The 18,596-nt window shown below is 49.6% G+C and carries 13 protein-coding genes; 7 read left to right on the top strand and 6 right to left on the bottom strand.

The window, feature by feature from the left end:
* Window positions 1-3: 3 nt before the first annotated feature.
* A complete protein-coding gene (locus tag KWJ01_RS15945) occupies window positions 4-690 on the top strand; it encodes a hypothetical protein (protein ID WP_224997717.1) in 687 nt (228 codons plus the stop codon).
* Window positions 691-768: 78 nt separating this feature from the next.
* Window positions 769-1,812, top strand: a complete 1,044-nt coding sequence (locus tag KWJ01_RS15940) for a metallophosphoesterase (protein ID WP_224997715.1) — start codon at window positions 769-771, stop codon at window positions 1,810-1,812.
* Here KWJ01_RS15940 and KWJ01_RS15935 read toward each other — a convergent pair whose 3' ends face one another.
* From KWJ01_RS15935 to KWJ01_RS15910, 6 genes are all read right to left on the bottom strand, one after another.
* Complete coding sequence (locus tag KWJ01_RS15935) at window positions 1,813-2,412, bottom strand: ACP phosphodiesterase (protein ID WP_224997714.1); 600 nt, start codon at window positions 2,410-2,412, stop codon at window positions 1,813-1,815.
* A 550-nt stretch (window positions 2,413-2,962) separates the two neighbouring features.
* The gene (locus KWJ01_RS15930) at window positions 2,963-6,079 is read right to left on the bottom strand and encodes an efflux RND transporter permease subunit (protein WP_224997713.1); all 3,117 of its coding nucleotides are present in this window, start codon (window positions 6,077-6,079) and stop codon (window positions 2,963-2,965) included.
* An 8-nt stretch (window positions 6,080-6,087) separates the two neighbouring features.
* Window positions 6,088-7,245, bottom strand: coding sequence for an efflux RND transporter periplasmic adaptor subunit (locus KWJ01_RS15925; protein WP_224997712.1), 1,158 nt, complete (start codon window positions 7,243-7,245; stop codon window positions 6,088-6,090).
* Window positions 7,220-8,530, bottom strand: coding sequence for a TolC family protein (locus KWJ01_RS15920; RefSeq protein WP_224997710.1), 1,311 nt, complete (start codon window positions 8,528-8,530; stop codon window positions 7,220-7,222). The genes KWJ01_RS15925 and KWJ01_RS15920 overlap by 26 nt, the downstream gene beginning before the upstream one ends.
* A gap of 119 nt (window positions 8,531-8,649) precedes the next feature.
* Window positions 8,650-10,008, bottom strand: coding sequence for a HAMP domain-containing sensor histidine kinase (locus KWJ01_RS15915; protein ID WP_224997708.1), 1,359 nt, complete (start codon window positions 10,006-10,008; stop codon window positions 8,650-8,652).
* Window positions 9,998-10,690: a response regulator transcription factor gene (locus KWJ01_RS15910; RefSeq protein WP_224997706.1), complete on the bottom strand. Its 693-nt coding sequence runs from the start codon at window positions 10,688-10,690 to the stop codon at window positions 9,998-10,000. Before KWJ01_RS15910 ends, KWJ01_RS15915 begins: the two co-directional genes overlap by 11 nt.
* Window positions 10,691-11,049: 359 nt before the next feature.
* Here KWJ01_RS15910 and KWJ01_RS15905 point away from each other — a divergent pair, with 359 nt between their 5' ends.
* The 5 genes from KWJ01_RS15905 to KWJ01_RS15885 all read left to right on the top strand — a co-directional run bounded on the left by KWJ01_RS15905 (window position 11,050) and on the right by KWJ01_RS15885 (window position 18,373).
* Window positions 11,050-11,787, top strand: a complete 738-nt coding sequence (locus KWJ01_RS15905; RefSeq protein WP_224997704.1) for a transporter — start codon at window positions 11,050-11,052, stop codon at window positions 11,785-11,787.
* Between the two features lie 240 nt (window positions 11,788-12,027).
* A complete protein-coding gene (locus KWJ01_RS15900; RefSeq protein ID WP_224997703.1) occupies window positions 12,028-13,974 on the top strand; it encodes an AAA domain-containing protein in 1,947 nt (648 codons plus the stop codon).
* 214 nt (window positions 13,975-14,188) lie between these two features.
* Window positions 14,189-14,899: a Crp/Fnr family transcriptional regulator gene (locus tag KWJ01_RS15895; RefSeq protein ID WP_224997702.1), complete on the top strand. Its 711-nt coding sequence runs from the start codon at window positions 14,189-14,191 to the stop codon at window positions 14,897-14,899.
* A 197-nt stretch (window positions 14,900-15,096) separates the two neighbouring features.
* Window positions 15,097-15,957, top strand: coding sequence for a hypothetical protein (locus KWJ01_RS15890; protein ID WP_224997701.1), 861 nt, complete (start codon window positions 15,097-15,099; stop codon window positions 15,955-15,957).
* On the top strand, window positions 15,950-18,373 hold the full coding sequence (locus KWJ01_RS15885; RefSeq protein WP_224997699.1) for a heavy metal translocating P-type ATPase metal-binding domain-containing protein: 2,424 nt from the start codon (window positions 15,950-15,952) through the stop codon (window positions 18,371-18,373). Before KWJ01_RS15890 ends, KWJ01_RS15885 begins: the two co-directional genes overlap by 8 nt.
* The last annotated feature ends 223 nt before the right edge of the window (window positions 18,374-18,596 follow it).

Raw genomic sequence — 18,596 nt, 5'->3', positions numbered from 1 at the left:
AATATGAAAAAAGTTATCATCATCAGCGGATTTGCCTTATCACTCTTGCTGGTGCAGGGTGATGCGTTATTTGCCCAGGCTCCAGGACAGGAGAAAAAAGAGCTAAAGGCTGATAAGCATAGAGAAAAGAAAGAAAATGATAAGCCTGCAAATGCTCAGGCCAGTGTAGTCCAGGATGTGAGTGGTAAGCAGGGAGAGGAGAAACCAAAGCCTGCTGAATTGCCACAGCACAAGCCCCTGAAGGAAGAACAAAAAGAACAGAGGGAAGCATTGAAAGAAGAGCGTAAAAGCGCAAAGGCAGAAGAAAAGCAAGGCAGGCCCGAACAGGAGAAGCAGGGCAATGGCAATGCTTACGGCAGGCACAAAGGCGATCTGGAAGGCCGTGAGTTTGGCCAGCAGCGGGCTGCTGATGCACGGGAAAAGCTAAAAGAAGAAATCCGAAGACAGGAAGCAGAGATTGAGCAGGCACGCAAGGCAACAGCAGAATCCGATAAAAAAGTAAAAGAGGCGGAAGAAAGGCTGAAAGCAAAGCGGGAAGAAAAAAGCATTACCGATGAAGTATTTGCCCAGCAGCAGGAGCGCCTGGAGCAGGCACGCAAAAAGGTAAAGGAGCTGGAAGATATAATTCTGAAAAAAGAAGAGGTGCTAAAGCAGAGTAACCTGAAGCTGGCAGCGCTAACCGACCTGTAAAACAGCCATATTTACCAGGGCCACCCAGAAGGGTGGCTTTTTTTGTAACTATTTTCTCCTGGTTTCTTTTTACATGATATGAAGACACATCCAGGCAGAGAATGGATTGAAGGCCCTCACATCCGCTTTAAGGACCATCAGTCGGTGCAGCTCCTTTATTTAAAGGAAGAGGGTGCGGAGGTCAAAGAACAACCGGTAGCCCCCGAAGCGCAGCTGATTAAGCTTGATGGGATTGCCGCTGGCGGAGAGCATCAGCACTATGTGTTGATGCGCACACCACAAGCTGCCACCGCAGAACAGGAAGGAGTAGCGCGTATCCTGATGGTAGGTGATATGCATGGGCAGCTGTCAAAGCTTGTACGCCTGCTGCAGGCCCATAGGGTGATAGACGAAGAGCGGAACTGGCGCTGGGGCAGGGGGCACCTGGTGATGTGTGGCGATGTAATGGACCGGGGTATGGAGGTGCTGCCGCTGCTATGGCTACTCTGCAAACTGGAACAGCAGGCACAAGAGGCTGGCGGTGCCCTTCACCTGTTGCTGGGAAATCACGAGCTGATGGTGCTGCAGGGCGACTACCGCTATGTAAATCCCAATCTTATGCAGCGCTATGCTTTGTCTGGTATGGAGTATGGCAAGCTTTTTGGAAAAGACTGGTATTTGGGGCAATGGTTGCGCAGCCGTCATGCTGTAGTCAGGTTAAATGGGTTGCTTATTTCCCACGCAGGCATTTCTGCCGCAACAGCTCATGAAGGCCTTAATATTGCAGCGCTGAATGCCAGCATCAGGGCGGCCATTGATAAGCGTAGTTTAACAGATTTGGAAGAACTGCTGCTGGGCAATCTCGGACCTCTCTGGTACAGGGGCTACCTGATGAAGAATCCTTATTACAGCCCCGCTACAGAGCAGGAGGTTGGGGAGGTGCTTGAGCAGTTTAGCGCCAGCCACATGGTGGTAGCTCATACGACTGTAGACCGTATCAAATCTTTTTTCGGGGGGAGCTTATGGGCTGTAGACCTGGATATAGAATCTCCTGCAGTAGCAGCCGGAGCTCTTTTGTTTGAAGAGGGTAAGTTTTATGTGTTGAGCAGCGATGGTGGCAGAACCCAAGCCTCTGGTGCCTGATCAGCCTGCTTTCTTTTCCCGTTTCCATGTATTTACATACTGCTGCAGGTCTTCAAAAAAAAGGAAGAACTCCTGCTCAAAGGCTGCATAATGCTTTTCCAGGTCCTTAGCGCCTTCTTCCATGCCTGACTGAAAGCTGCTGCGCATGGACATGCCCCTGCAGGCCTGCCCAATTCCCTCCAGTGTACGGTAATGGTAAAGCCAGTTGTCGGCCGACATACGGTTAAGCAGCAGCTGCGCCCTTTGAGGAACATGCTTACGCTGTTCCTTCAGCAGGCTGTAAACTTGTTTGGTAAAAGGGAGCAGGGGCGTAGAGGAGTAGCGCTCAAAATGTGCGGCCAGGAGGTGATCGTAGTACAAATCTACCAGCACCCTGCCGTAGTGCCTGTATTTTGGAAAAAGCCTCTTCTTGCTCTGTAAAACCACCGGATGGGCATCGGTGTAGGTATCAATTGCCCTGTGAAGATAAACGCCTTCCTGCATTTCAGGAGACTGTGCCTGCAGCTCCTCCCGGCCCTTCACAAAGTCGCCAAAAAAGTTACCAGTTAACTGTATCGGGTTTTTGAGATCGGATAAAAATGCGTGGGCAAGAAAGTTCATGTAATAGAGTTCGGTACTTTGTGAATTGAAAACATTGGTCTGCGCATTGCGTCCGATAGCTTATGATAGAAGGATTTTAGTGGAGGGAGACAAAGTTTTACAGTTAAAGGAATCATTCCATATTTTTCAATATTAATATTTACGATTAACAGATATACACTATACAATGGTTAAAAATTGGTAGTTTATTTTTTGGCTGCATTGTATCAGGTCAATCCCTTGCTCAGACTGCAGATGTTCTATCGAAAAAAAATAATTTTATGTTAGCCTAACATCCAGATTAGCCTAACATCCAGCATTGTTCTGTAACTAAAATCAGCGGGCTTTCGCTGACGTAATTACTTAATGGTTGTGATACAAAGGCCTTGAAGTATTCATGGCTGTAAATTCATTATTTGATATTTACATGAACAGCATCCATAGCACAGGAATGATAGGTATTTCATGCTATCTATTTTAATCAGAAAAGGAGTAAAAGAACCCGCAGCGGTAAAGAACTATGCGTACTTAGCTTTCACCAGCTGCGGGTAACCTAATCAAACAAACCACACTAAGCCATCATCCGCTCCTCATGAGGAGTAGCTACAGTCTTTTTATACGCCAGGTAAAATACCTGTGGGAGTACAATCATTGACAGTAACATGAGAATAGGAAGCCCGCCTACAATCATCACGGCCAGGGGCTTTTGAATCTCGGAACCCATGCCCGAAGATAAGGCTGCAGGCAAAAGACCAAGTGAACCCATCAGGGCAATCATCAGCACGGGACGTATGCGGTTAAAGACGCCGGTGCGAATAGCCTCATCCAGGGGCAAGCCCTTCTTCAGGTTATCTTTCATGGTGGCGATGAGAATGATACCATCGATGGTGGCCACCCCAAAAAGAATGATAAAGCCTATGCCTGCAGATATACCGAAGATTGTGCCCGTTGCCCAGAGGGAGATAAAGCCCCCGATAAAAGCAAACGGCAGGGTAATTACCGACAGCGCTGTATCTTTTATATTGCCGAAGTTCAGGTACAGCAGGAAGAAGATCATCAGCAGCGAGATCGGCACAATGTACATCAACTGCCGGGTTGCCCGCTCTTTACTTTCAAATTCACCTGCCCACTCCAGCTTGTAGGATTTTGGCAGCTGCACCCGCTCACTTACCCTTTTCTGGGCTTCGGTAACGGTACTGCCCAAATCACGCCCGCGGATAGAAAAACCTACGGCAATGTAGCGGGAGCTTCCTTCGCGGTAAACAAAGGCCGGACCGGTTTTGAACTGGATATCGGCAATCTCATAGAGGGGTACTTTGTTACCTCCGCTGGTTGGAATTAGGATATTCCTGATTTCTTCTTCTGAATTCCTGAACTCTTCCTGAAAGCGAATACGGATGTCGAACATGCGCTCGTCTTCATAGTAATGGCTGGCAGCTTTTCCACCTACAGTCATTTCCACCACAGCCTGGGCATCGGCCATGGTTACGCCATAGCGCGCCATGCGGGCTTCGTTCAGCTTTATGGTGAGCTCGGGCAAACCAATGTTGCGGAAAATGGTAAGGTCTTCTACACCCTCCACCCCATCAATAGCGCCGAATACCTCCTCGGCGTATTCCTCCAGCTCGTAGAGATCTTCACCGAAAATTTTTACCACCAGGGAGCTTTTCACCCCCGCCACATATTCCTCTACATTGTCCTGAATGGGCTGACTGAAGGCAAAGGAAACACCGGGATAAACGGTAAGTGTTTTCTCCATCTCTGTCAGCAACTCTTCGTGGCTTATCTTCCGGTTCCATTCCTTTGCAGGCTTCAACTGCACGTGGAATTCTATGTTGAAGAAGCCGGTAGGGTCAGTACCGTCGTTAGGCCTGCCCGTTTGGGTAAGAATGAATTTGATCTCCTCGAACTGCTGTAGCTCCTTCTTCATTTCCTGGGTCAGGCGTACCGATTCGTCAAAGCTAACGCTGTTGGGCAGCGTTGCCCTGATATAAATGGCGCCTTCGTTTAGCTTAGGAATGAATTCAGAGCCCAGAGTACCAAAGGAAAAGATACAAATGCCCAGCAGACCCATAAAAAGGCCAATGGTAAGCTTTTTATAAGCATAGCCCCATTCGAACATCCGGTAGATGATGTTGCGGAAGAAGTTTGCAAAGCGGTTTTTCCGGTCTTTGATGTTCTTAGACAGCATTAGCTTGCACATAGCCGGCACCAGTGTAAGGCTTAGCAGGGTGGCACCCAGCAGGGCGTAACCATAGGTAAAGGCCATGGGGGTAAACATCTTGCCTTCTACCTTCTGGAAGGTAAAGATGGGCAGCAGGGCTACAATCAGGATTACCTGTGCAAAAAAGATGTGCTTGGCTACACTGCTGGCGCTGTCGCTGATGATGGCAGATTTTGACATGCTGTTGAAGCGTTCCATGCCCAGCTCCTTAGCCTTTCTGTCGAGGCCTACAAAGATCCGTTCTACAAGCACCATGGTTCCTTCCAGCAGCAAACCAAAGTCGATGGCGCCAATGGAAATTAGGTTGGCCGGCAGCCCCTGAATCCGCAGAAGCGTAATGGCAAACAGGAAGGCAAGCGGAATAATAATGGCGACGATAACGGTAGTGCGCCAGTTAAACAGGAACACAAACACAATCAGCGACACCAGCACCACGCCTTCCAAAAGGTTTTTGGTTACCGTACTCACGGTAGCATCCACCAGCTCGTTCCTGTCCAGGAAAGGCACAATTTGCACGTCGGCAGGCAGAATACGCTCGTTTAAATCAGCAATTCTTTCCTTAAGCCGGCCAATCACCTCGCTGGGGTTTTCGCCCCTAAGCATAATCACAATACCTTCTACCAGGTCATTATCATCATTAAGGCCCGCCTGCCCCAGGCGTGGCTTGGCCGCAATGGCTACATCCGCCACATGCTTCACCAGCACTGGCGTGCCCTTTACATCCTTGATGTGAATTTCTTCGATGTCTTCAATGCTTTCGAGCAGGCCCAAGCCGCGCACCACATAAGCCTGATCGCCACGCTGGATCACATCGCCGCCAACGTTGATGTTGCTGCCAGCTACAGCCTCGTGCAAATCGAGTGGGGAAAGCTCGTAGCTTGCGAGTGCGGCGGGATTTACCTGTATTTCGTAAATCTTTTCTTCGCCGCCAAAGCTTACCACGTCGGCTACACCTGGTACAGATACCAGCTCCCGCTCAATTACCCAGTCGTGCAGGGCGGTGATTTCCTTGATGGGCCTTTCGCTCTTGATTACATAGCGGAAGATTTCGCCGGTGGCACCGGAAGGGGGTTCAATTTCCACATCGGCGCCTTGTGGAAGGTCTACTCCCTGCAGTCGATTTGCCGCATACTGCTGGGCATAAAAATCATCTACATCATCTTCGAAAATTACGGTTACTACCGAAAGACCAAAGAGCGAGATAGACCGCACCTCAGCTTTGCGCGGAATGGTGTTAACTGCCTTAGTAATGGGCAGCGTTACAAACTTTTCTACCTCTTCTGCACTGCGGCCCGGCCACTGCGAAATAATGCGGGCCCGGGTATTGGTTACATCTGGAAAGGCTTCTATGGGCGTATTCATGTAGCTGATGATGCCCGCTACCAGCAGCACGCCTGTAAAGAAAAAGACCAGGATGGAGTTTTTCAGGGAGAAGGCGACGATGTTTTGAACTAGTTTTTGCATGGGTCGCCTTATTTACTTTTGTTTTTGAGTGCTTCGTAAACCAGCAGCTGGTTTTGGGTAACGATGGTTGATCCAGGCTGCAGCCCGGCGCTCAGATATACCTTATCCTCGTCCTTCGACAGAACGGCTACCTCCTGCAGGCGCAGATTACAATCGTCCTGATAGATGACTACGTAATTGCGGTTGCTGTTAAAAATGATGGCCTTTTGCGGTACAAGCACTGCTTCTTCTGCTGCCTGTTTTTTTACCACCACATTCACAAACATCCCGGGTTTTAATTTCCTGCTGGTGTTTTCCATCACGATGCGTGCTTTCAGCACGCGTTCCTCTTCGCTGAAAACCTGCGAGATGCCCTGAATTTTGCCGCTGAAGGTTTCGTTGCCGTAGGCGGTGGTTTGGAGCTGCACCTCCATGCCCTCCTGTACATAAGGCAGATCGGCAGCATAAATGTTAGCCGTTACCCAAACTTCGTCAAGGTTAGAGATGGTGAAGAGCGCATCGCCCTCAGCGGCTATCTGCATGCCAGCGCTGATTTGCTTGCTTACCACAAACCCTTCTACAGGTGCCTTGATCTGGAACACACCGCGCTCGCTGCTGGCGCTATACAGGGCCAGGTTGTCGCGCACCTTGTTAAGCTCTGCCTCCAGGGTGCTTTGTTCACTACGGGCTTCCAGCAGGCTTCTTTCCGAGGCAATGTCATCTTCGTACATCGACTGTACCGACTCTACATTGCGTGCGGCCACGCCCAGCTGTCCAGTCAGTCTTTTGCGCTCCGACTCCAGTGAGCTTAGTTCGGCGCTGCGGATTTCGGCCAGCACTTGACCCTTTTCCACCTTATCGCCCAGGCTGAAGTAGGTGTTGGTTACCACTCCTCCCACCAGGCTCACGTAGTTTACCACCCGGTCGGGATTATATTCTACCTTGCCCGAAAGGCGGCGGCTTTCTGTAATGCCTGCCAGTTGGGCAGTTTGTGTGCTTATTTTTTGCTTTAGCTCCGGAGAAAGGCAGAAGCCGGATGCCTGTAGCACCTCTTTGTTCTCTTCTTTTTTGGAGCAGGCCTGGGTGCTTAAGCAGGCGATCAGGAGCAGTAAGCTAAAAGCTTTGTTTCCCTTTAGGTATTGAGGCTTGCGCCCCACCAGTTTATTCGATTTCTGTTCCAACAACATATCTTAATTCTTCCAGGTTGATGTTTAATTCTCTTTGTGCGTTCAGAATGGTTCTCTTATTATCGAGGTAGGCTTCGAAGAAGTCCAGAAACTCCAGCATGCTGATGTTGCGGCTTCGGAAGTTGCGGGTATAGCTGTCGAGCAGGCGATCGAGCTCTGCATCATAGTCGGCTTCGATACCTTCATAGAAGCTGATGCTGTTGAGCAGGTTACGGTAGGCGGCCATCACCTCAGTTTCTACCGTGCGCTGCGTGTGGCTTTGCTGCAGGCGAGATTTTTCTATACCCAATTGGGCATAGCGGATCTGCCCCTGGTTGCGGTTAAAGATTGGCAAGTCCAGGCCAACACCAAAACCTATGAAATTATAGAGGAAGTTGCCCCCGCGGTCGTAGCCTGCTTTCAGGCTTAGGTCAGGCACCCGCTGCGCCCGTTCGTAAGCATGCATGCGCTCGTAATAGGTATGCTCCAGCTGGGCAGCCTGCAGGTCGGGCCGGTAGTTTTGTGCCTGTTGCAACAGCTCGCTTACTGTTGTGCCATTCAGCGGGCTGTACTCGGGCAAAAATCCTCCGTCCTCCAGCACTATGTAGCTTTCTGCAGGCAGGTGCAGCAGTACAGCCAATTGTTGCTGCAGCGTATTCACCTCTTCGCGTATTTCCTTGTGATCGTTGCGGAGCTCCAGCAGCAGGGCCTTCAGGCGGATCAGCTCTGCCCTGTTGATGTTACCCCTGATAACCTGTTGCTCGTAGGCGGCCAGCAGGCGGCTGGTTTCTTCCATTTGCCGGGCATACACCTGCTGGTATAGCTGCAGGTATTGCAGTTGCGTAAGGTTGTTTCGGAATTCTATTTTCAGGTTTCGCAGCAGGTCCTCAAAATACTGGGCCGCCATATCGCGCGACACCTCTTCCATGGCCACCAGCTTTTTGCGCTTGCGGGCAGTTAAAATCACCTGTTCCAGCTCTGCCGAGATCTGTCGGTTTTTTCCGAATCTGCTACCAGTCAGGGGCGGCAGTTCCTCTCCCATGGCAAGCTGCCTGTCTGTAGCCCATAAGTTTACCTCATCAATGCTGAGGGAGGGGTTGGGCCAAAGCCGGGCCTGCATGACCAGGGCCTCTGCCTGCTGGATGTTTAGCTTCTCGGCTATGAGCAGTAAGTTATTGGACAAAAACAGCTGTTCGGCACCTGCTCTGCTAAGCTGAATAGTATCTGCCGGTGTTGCCACCTGGCCAAATACCGGCAGCCACGTCCAGCAGGGTAGTACTAGCAATAAGGGTATGATCCACTTCATATTCTAACTTTGTGCTTGGTTTCATTTGTATAGGCACAAAACTAGAGGGCCGGGATTAGAGCCAGACTAAGCCTGGATTAGAGATAGATTAGAACAGCATTATATTTCCCTTAGAGGCATCAGAACAGTAGGCTTACCACTGTCCCCTTATCGGGAGCAGGGGCAATTTGCATCTCCATCTGGCAATAGGCTACAATCTGGCGGGTAACGGATAAGCCAATGCCATGGCCTGGAATGTGGCGTATATTGGAGCCCCGGTAGAACAGCTCGTAAACATTTTCTGCCTCTCCGGCGGGTATGCCGGGTCCATCGTCTTTCACCTGCAGCATCAGCCTGCCGGAATTTTTGGTGATTCTAATGTCAATCTCCTGGCTTTGGGAGTATTTGATGGCATTGTCGATAATGTTAAGCAGGGCCGTGGCCAACAGCTCCCGATGCGAAACCAGCTCCAGCAGCCCTTCGTCTTCGCTTTCTATTTCCAGCGAGGTATTGATGATTGCCTGAGGATATTTGAATTTTAGCTTTTCCAGGCTAGCCCACACCAGTTCATCCAAGCGAAAAGCCTGGGGCTTGCTACCGCTTTTAGCAGATTGCAGGCCACTAATGAGCAGCAGGCTCTGGATAACCGTTTTCAGATCAAAGGTGTCTTTGATGATTTTTTGTAATACGGCCTGTAGCTCTGCAGGGCTGCTGCTTTTTTCCAGGCTTACTTCTGCCTGGCCAATTATGGCTGTAAGTGGCGTGTTTAGTTCATGCGACACATTTTTCAGGAACTGTTTCTGGTTGTTTACCTCGTTCTCCAGCCTTTCCAGAAAGGTATTGAGGGTTGTTACCAGCAGTGCCAGTTCGTCTTTGGAGGCGGAGGGTGGCGCCAGGCGGTGGTGCAGGTTTTCTGCCGAAAGGGCGTTTACTCTATTCAGAATGCTGGTGAAGGGTCTGAAGGTGCGCCTGGCCAGGGCAATGTTGAACTGGTAATTGATAAGGAGCCCCACCAGCAATGCTACTGCCAGTAACAGGGCAAGGTTTTGAAGCTGCGCCCGGCCCTGCGCATTGATGCCGGAAAGCACAATCACAAAATCGCCCTGGTTATCCTGGTAAAAGATAGCGCTAAACTGCCGCCCCCCCTCCTGAAACTCCTGCATGCCCGTTTGGCGCACCTGCTCCAGAAATTCGTTGCTCACGGGAAAGTCCGGGATTTCAGGATTGAATCTTACCCGATCGCTGGTATCATAAATCTGGGCCAGTTCTTCGGTTACTACCTGGTTGTATGCCTGTTCGTATTCCTGGTATTTCCGTTTGTTAAGCTCATCTTTCTCCAGAAAAATAATGGCAGTGGTGAGGGCTCGTTCCCGGAGTTGGTGGAAGAATTGATTGCTGAGGTACTGATCAAAAAAGTACAAAGTACCTGCGAATACTATGGCAAGGGTAATGGCAAAAACCAGGGTAGAACGAAGGGCTAATTTCTTCTTAAGATTCATCTTCCTTCAATTTTAACTGATAGCCCCTGCCTTTAATGGTGTGAATAAGCTTCTGGGGGAAGTTTTTATCTATTTTGTTGCGCAGGTAATTGATATAAACATCTACCACATTGGTGTTGGTACTGAAGTGGATGTCCCACACGGCTTCAGCTATTTCGGTTCTGGAAAGTACCTTTTCCCTGTTTCGAAACATAAAGAGCAGCAGGCTGAACTCGCGTGGTGAGAGGGTGATCTCCTGATCGCCCCGCTTTACGATATTCTGCTCCACGTTTACTTCCAGGTCGCCATAATGGTTATCTTCATGGATGCCCTTTTCCAGTTGCTTTCTGCGCATGTTGGCCTGGATACGGGCCAGCAGTTCACGAAAATGAAAGGGCTTGGTCATAAAGTCGTCGGCGCCAGCTTCCAGGCCCTGAATTTTTTCTTCCGGGTTGCCCAGGGCACTCAGGATGATGATGATCGACTTGATGTTTCTCTTTCGGGTAATCTTGCATACCTCGTATCCATCTATTCCCGGGATCATGATATCCAGGATTACCACATCGAAATCGTGCTGCTGAATCTTCTGAATTGCATCGTAGCCCTCGCCGCTCAGCTCTACCACATAGCCTTTTTCCAACAGCCCTTCCTGTATGAAAGAAGCTACCCTTTGATCGTCTTCAACTATGAGGCATTTAATCATAGGGACAAGTTTACTGAATAAATGGGAATGGGGCATACCTATCTACTGCAAGATTCTCTCTCTATTTTTCAGGTAGACTGTTACTAATTCATGTGCTGCAAGTGTGCAGCCTAGCCACTTCAGAGAATTTTATGATAAGCATTGTGGGGGCATTCTGGTAAAAAGAGAAGATCAGCGTATTTCTAAAAGCTTTACTATAAAAATACTTCACCCTCCATCTGATTAAGTTTATTGTTTTGTTTGTCGAAATATTGCATTAGAAATATCTAATTTATATGTTTACATAAAGTTAAATATATTTTTAGTCTAGTCTAAATATTTTTTAAATGAGATATCTTTTTACGATAATCCTGATTTTGATGCAAGAGGCAGTATGGGCGCAGGAGCTTGTTAAGGAAACACTGCCCATTATTACTGATCGTCCAGATCAGACAGAATCGGCTTTTCTGGTTCCAGTAAGAACACTACAACTAGAAACAGAAGTAAAAATGAACTGGGAGAACAGAAGCCGTTCTACGCTGGATTATAATTCCACCTTACTTCGCATTGGCCTTGCCCGTTTTGCTGAACTTCGTTTAACACAACAATTACAGCGCCAGCATATAGATGTGGAAAATGGAGAAATAGTCCGGGATGGTTTAGGCCCTTTAACAGTTGGTACAAAAATATTACTTTGGAACGAAAAAGCCCTGCGGCCACAGGCTGCTGTTATTCTGGATTATGTATTGCCTACAGGTTCGGAGGTGCTTAGAGAAGGTGAAACAAGTCAGTACCTGGTGCGGGGGTTGTTCTCCCATAGTCTGACTGATAAAGTAGGGCTTGGGTACAATATAGGAGGTGCTTACATGGGGCGGAATAAATTTATAGTGGTATATACGCTTGCTGTGAGCAGAGAACTAACCGATAAATTGGGTGCTTATGTAGAGGTGTTTGGTGAGAAGGAAAATAGTGACGATGTGAGTCTTTCTGCCGATGGGGGCTTTACATACCTTGTGCTCTACAACCTGCAGCTAGACCTTTCAGGAGGATTTGGCTTAACAGAAGAGGCAGAAAATGGCTATGTAAGTGCCGGAATATCCTGGCGTTTCCCCTACTGAGGCTGCTCCGTACAGAAACCTTTACCGTGTAGCCACTCGCTCGAGTGGCTTTTTTGTTACCTTTTGCCGCAAAAATAGTTATGCTACTTTATACTTGTGTTTGGGCAGTTAAATCTGTGCCTGTTTCAGGCAGACTAACGTAAGAAAACGATTATGCTGGCGTCTCGGGAAAAAAAACTGACAGCAATGCCGCAGTTTTGTCTTTCTTCTATCTTCTAAACTCTAACATCTATATAAATCTTGGCTACACATAAACCACTACCGAAACCCGAAGAAGAGCTGGAGCACACCCGCAGGCTGCTTAAAGAAGAGAAAAAGGCAGAGCTGGAGTACTACAGGAATAAAGTACTCAACACTTCTCATGAAGACCGCAAAAAAGAAGGCCTGTGCTGGTATCCCATTAACCTGATCAACCACCGGATCTCAACCGGTGAGCGCTATGTGATGGAGGTGGAGCGTATTGGCAATCCAAATGAGCCGCATGTTTTCAATGCAGGTAAAACCATTAGCCTGTTCGTAAATGACAACAGTAAAGGGGGCGCCACAGCCAACAGGGCGGCGGCGGTGGTAAACTGGGTAAAAGGCAACCGCATGCGCTTTACCCTCAATGGCGACGACCTGCCCGACTGGCTATACGACGGCAAGCTGGGCATTGACCTGCTGTTTGATGAAGCCAGCTATAAAGCCATGGATGCTGCCATGTATAAAATTCTGGAAGCAAAGGGCCGCACCCTTGAGCTGCGCGATACTTTGCTTGGGCATCATAAGCCTAATTTTCGTCCGCTGGGCCCTATACCCGAAGGACTCAACCTCAACGAGCCGCAGCAGGAAGCCATGCGTTATGCCCTGGCAGCCGAAGATGTAGCCATTATCCATGGCCCTCCCGGCACTGGTAAAACCACTACGCTGGTACAGGTAATTAAACAGGTAGTACAGGAAGAAAACCAGGTGCTGGTTTGTGCCCCCAGCAATGCAGCCGTAGATTTATTGGCCGATAAGCTCTCCGAGCAGGAGTTATCTGTATTACGAATAGGCCACCCTGCCCGGGTAAACGAAGATAACCTGCCCTACACCGTAGACGGGCGCATGGCCAGCCACCCCAGCTATAAAGAGCTGAAACAGCTGCGCCGCAAAGCCGAAGAAATGCGCAACATGGCCTTTAAATACAAGCGCAGTTTTGGCCGGTCGGAGCGGGAGCAGCGCAGAATGCTGATCAAGGAATCTTCTGATATGAAAGCCCAGGCAGAGCAGCTGGAGTACTACATCATGTACGACATTTTTGCCAAAACCCAGGTATTTTGTGCTACCATGGTGGGCGCTGTAGGCAATCCGCTGCTGCAGGAGATGCACTTCAAAACCCTGTTTATCGACGAGGCCGGCCAGGCCCTGGAACCTGCCTGCTGGATACCTATACAAATGGCCGACCGGGTAATTTTTGCCGGCGACCACTGGCAGCTGCCACCCACAATTAAAAGCTACGATGCCGCCCGCGAAGGACTTTCAGAAACCCTCTTTGAAAAGTGCATTACCCGCACCGGAGCTGCCCGCATGCTGGAGGTGCAGTACCGCATGAATAGCCAGATCATGGAGTTTAGCAGCCGAGAGTTTTACAAAGGCAGGCTCCAGGCGGCTCCTGCCGTAGCCAGCTGGCAGCTGTTGCCAGATGAAGCGCCTTTTGAATTTGTAGACACGGCCGGCAGTGGTTTTGCAGAAACCCTCGATCCGGAGAGCCGCAGCTTATTTAATGAAGAAGAAGCAAGAGCCCTGTTCAAGCATCTTAATGCGCTACTGGAGCGCCTGAAAGCAGCTGGCGTAGCCACCGAAGCACTGGAAGCCGGCATTATTGCGCCATACCGGGCACAGGTAAAGCTGTTAACAGAAATGCACCCCCAGCAGGCAGATTTAAAAGAAGCCCTGCCAGATCTCACAATCAACACGGTAGATGCCTTCCAGGGGCAGGAGCGGGATATCATGTACATCAGCCTGGTGCGCAGCAACGATCGCAGCGAGATTGGCTTCCTGGCCGATGTGCGCCGCATGAACGTAGCCCTTACCCGTGCCAGAAAAAAACTGGTGGTGATTGGTGACAGTGCCACCTTCGGCAACAACCCCTTTTACAGCCGCTTTCTGGACTATGTACATGAGGTAGGTGCCTACCGCAGCGTGTTTGAATGGATGTATGAATAGCAGAAACATGATAACAAGCAGCTAAATCTCCGGCAAAAGCTGATATATATCATAGTGGCTTGCAGAGGGGGAGACTAATTTTGTGCTACAGATAAGGTTAGGGTTGGGTGAAGCATCAATAACTTCAATAGAAATTGTATGTCTCCTGCTCGACCGAAAAGTAGCTGCGCTGACGGCTGTGTTCAGCATGGCGCTGCCAAAATTAGATCGAAGTATGCCGAATAAAAAATACCTGGATGTTCGCTGTGAGGATTGCCAGTTCCGCAGAAATTCCCTTTTTGGTGCTTTGTGCACCGAGGAATCAACGCGTGTATCGGATGCCAAATCCTGTACGGTTTATAAAAAAGGACAGGTGCTCTTTCATGAAGGTACCCGCCCTTTGGGGGTTTTTTGTATATACGGAGGCAAGGTAAAGGTTTACAAGCTGGGCTCCGACGGTAAAGAGCAGATCATTCGTATTGCCAGGGAAAGCGATGTGCTGGGCTATAAAGCCATGATCAGCGAAGATGAGTACCCGGTAACGGCCGAAACGCTGGAAGACTGCACCATCTGTTTTCTGCCAAAGTCTGATTTTCTGCACCTGGTTACCGATAGTCCTTCTTTCAATAAAAGGTTGTTGCAGAGCATCTGTCATGAGCTGGGGGTTATGTCGAATAAGTTGACCAACCTTGCGCAGAAATCAGTAAGGGAGCGCTTTGCCATGGCCCTGCTGATGTTAAAAGATACTTACGGCATAGATGGGGAGGAGAGCGAGGAGGTTGAAATTAACCTTACCCGCGAGGATTTAGCCAATATTGTAGGTACCGCCACCGAAACACTTATCCGCCTGCTGCACGATTTCAAGGAAGAAGACCTGATTGAAACCAGGGGCAGAAAAATAGTAGTAAAAAATCCCAGAGGATTAGCAAAAGCAGCCCGCTTATAACCAATAATCAAAACCAACCAATCAACTTACAGGAGGTAGCCAAGGCTGCCTCTTTCTTTTTCCTGGATGCCAGAAAGTTGACAAATATCATGTTTAGCCTTGATACCAGTCATAGCCCCTCTTGTGCCTTCTGTTGATTTTTGCAGTGTGAGTAATAGTCGCAGGCCTTTAAGGTGCCTGCATTAAGCAAGAAGAGTATGCGGTGCAAAAAAATAATTATAGGATTTGGTAGCAGCGAGTTCAGTGAACTGGAGATAGATTTTACCCTCCGCTACCTGGCACAGCCAAAGATGCTGGTGGTGGGTACGGTTATCACAGATCTGCTGGTTACCACCAGCCATGCAGGCTGCAGTGAATCAGGCTGCAGTGAAGAAGGGCATAGTTGTGTGCATAAAAATACCCAGCGCGACAGAACCCGCCTTTACCACTACCTGCAGGAGCAATGCAAAGACCTTGGGGCTAAATCCATCATTCACCAGGAAAGCGGCTGTACACTGGAGCAGCTTATGCACCAGACCCGCTATGCAGATTTGCTGGTGCTTTCGCAGGAAACCTACCTTACTTCGGTAGCAGGGCCGCACCCGGTACCGGTAAGCAAAGTGTTGGAAGACTGTAGCTGCCCTGTTTTTGTGCTGCCTGCACAACCGGCAGACCTGGAGCAGGTGGTGATGACCTTTGATGGCTCTGCCCGTGCTATGGCAGGCATTAAGCAGTTCACTTACCTGCTCGATGGCCTGGCCCAAAAGCTACCCATTACCATACTCTCTACTTACAGTCATAACAGCGAACTGCCGGCTTCTGAAGAAAAGTTATTCATAGAATACCTGAAGCAGCATTTCAGCAATGTAGCACTGCACCGCCTGACAGAAGGATCGGAACATACTTTATTAAGCGCAGTAGGCTTAAATGAAAGGGCGCTGGTGGTGGTGAATAACCCATCGCCCAAAAACCTGCCTATGCTCAGAAAGCTGCTGGATGGCTCTGCCATGCTGCATCCACCCCTAAGGCTCTACACATCCGGAGCCGCAGATATAGAAGAGGAGATAGTCAATGTCTGAAATAATAAAAACCGCACCCCAGCCGGTAGCAGCCGAAACCCTTTGCTACCACTGTGGCGATAAACTACCCGCTAAGCCGCTCTTTAGCCACAATCATCAGTTTTGCTGCCAGGGCTGTCAGACAGTCTATGAGCTGCTCAACGAGAGCGGCATGGAGGAGTTCTACAGCCTGCCCGAGCGTACAAACAGCAAGGGTGGTGAGGAACAGAAAGACCGCTGGGCTTACCTGGAGAAGGACGAGGTGCGCCAGCAGCTTCTAAGCTTTACCGATGGCCGCATCAGTAAAATAACCTTTTACTTGCCGGCCATCCACTGCAGCTCCTGCATCTGGCTGCTGGAAAACCTGCATAAGCTGCAGCCTGCCATACGTGCTTCCGTAGTGAACTTCGGCAAGAAAGAGGTAGGCATTACCTGGGCCGAAGACAGCTTAAGCCTGCGAGGGCTGGCAGAGCTGCTTAGCCGCCTGGGCTATGCTCCCGATATTACACTGGCAGCAGCTGGTAAAGAAAAAGGAAAAAAGAAGCGCGACTGGAGCTTTTACCTGAAGCTGGGTATTGCCGGTTTTTGCTTTGGCAACATCATGATGCTAAGCCTGCCGGAGTACCTCGACAGTAAATCTTTGGTAGAGCCTGAATACCAGCAGTTCTTTGCCTGGTTAAACATGCTGCTATCGCTGCCGGTGGTGCTGTTTTCCGCTACAGATTTTTACAAATCTGCCTGGCGGGGCATCCGCTACCGCTACATCAGCCTTGATCTTACTATTTCGCTGGGCATCCTCACCATCTGGGGCCGCAGTGTTTACGAGATCCTGACCCTTACTGGTGCAGGTTATATGGATAGCCTTTGCGGTCTGGTGTTTTTCCTGCTCATCGGCAAGTGGTACCAGAGCAAAACCTACGAGGCCCTTAGCTTTGAGCGTGACTATAACAGCTATTTTCCTGTAGCCGCTACCAGACTAACAGGCGGTGTAGAAGACACCGTGCTGCTGAAAGACCTGAAGCCCGGCGACCGGATCCTGATCCGCAACCAGGAGCTGATACCAGCCGATGCCATTCTGATGAAAGGAGAGGGCAAGGTGGATTATGCTTTTGTAACCGGAGAATCGGAACCGCAGGACCGCCGGAGCGGCGATTTGCTCTACGCAGGTGGCCGCCAGACCGGGGGCACACTGGAGGTAGAGATTCAGAAAGCAGTAGAAAGCAGCTACCTTACCCAGCTCTGGAACCAGGAGGCCTTCCGCAAGGGCAATGGCCATAAAATGTCGGCACTGGTGCAGGGCCTAAGCAGGCGCTTTACCCTCTTTATCCTGTTTTTAAGCCTGGCTACCGCTGCCTACTGGTATGTGGTAAATCCGGCTGAGATCTGGAATTCTGTAACGGCGGTGCTCATCGTAGCCTGCCCCTGTGCGTTGGCGCTGGTAATTCCATTTTCCTTTGGCAATACCATCCGGGTGCTGGGCCGCTGGGGTTTGTACCTTAAGAATGCCGGGGCAGTAGAAGACCTCGCCCTTACCGATACCCTGGTGTTTGATAAAACCGGCACCATCACCCATAAAAAGGGAGGCCTACTGGAATTTCATGGTGAGCTCGATGAGCAGGCAGCTTCTGCTATTCGCTCGCTTACCCGCAACTCAACACACCCCTTAAGCCAGGCCATTTACAGCAAGCTGGGCGAAACCGCACCGCTATGCCCGGTGCAGGAGTATACGGAAGAAGCAGGCAAAGGAATTTGTGGCTGGGTAAATGACGAGCAGTATAAGCTGGGTTCTGCAGCATATATAGGCAATGCAAATACTGGGGCCAGCCGTGCAACACGTGTGTACATCCGCAGGGCAGAAAAATTTCTGGATTATTACGAGTTCCAGAGCAACTACCGCGATGGTCTCGATGAGCTGGTGGGTGACCTGCGGAAGCGGAACTATGAGCTGCACCTGCTAAGCGGCGATAATGACCGGGAGCGTGAGGTTCTTAAGGAAGCTTTTGATGCCCTGCACTTCAACCAGCAGCCCATGGACAAGCTGCAGTACATCCGCAAGCTGAAAGCCAGCGGCAAAAAGGTGCTGATGGTGGGCGACGGCCTGAACGATGCCGGCGCCCTGAAAGAGAGCCAGATGGGCATCAGCATCAGCGATGATATTTACCATTTCTCGCCCGCCTGCGATGCCATTCTGGATGCCAGGAGCTTTGATAAGATTTCGGTCAGCATGCAGCTAGCCAAGAGCAGCATGACGATCATCCGTATAGCCTTTGTGCTGTCGTTCCTCTACAACATCATAGGCTTAAGCTTTGCCGTTAGTGCCCAGCTAAGTCCTATTGTATGCGCCATTTTAATGCCGTTAAGCTCGGTTACCATTGTAGGATTTGTAAGCGCTGCCGTGCATCTGACAGGTAAAAGACTGGCATCAAAAGAAAAATGAGTAGTAAATAACGATTACTCTGCAGATAAACTAACTCCTCTGTTTGTTAGCTCTCTATTTCTCTATTCCCGGGCGTCGGATTTGCGTAAGCAGTCCGGCGCCTTTTTTTGTGGTGTGGTCCCAATAAAATTTGGCCGATGCTGAACTTTTTAGGGGGGGCTGGCGTATGATTCTACAGAACGGCAGAATTATCTATTTGAAAAAAAATAGGGAGAGCCTGTTG

The organism is Cesiribacter sp. SM1 (assembly GCF_020178975.1).
Lineage (GTDB): Bacteria > Bacteroidota > Bacteroidia > Cytophagales > Cyclobacteriaceae > Cesiribacter.
This window is presented reverse-complemented; position numbering and strand designations above follow the sequence as displayed.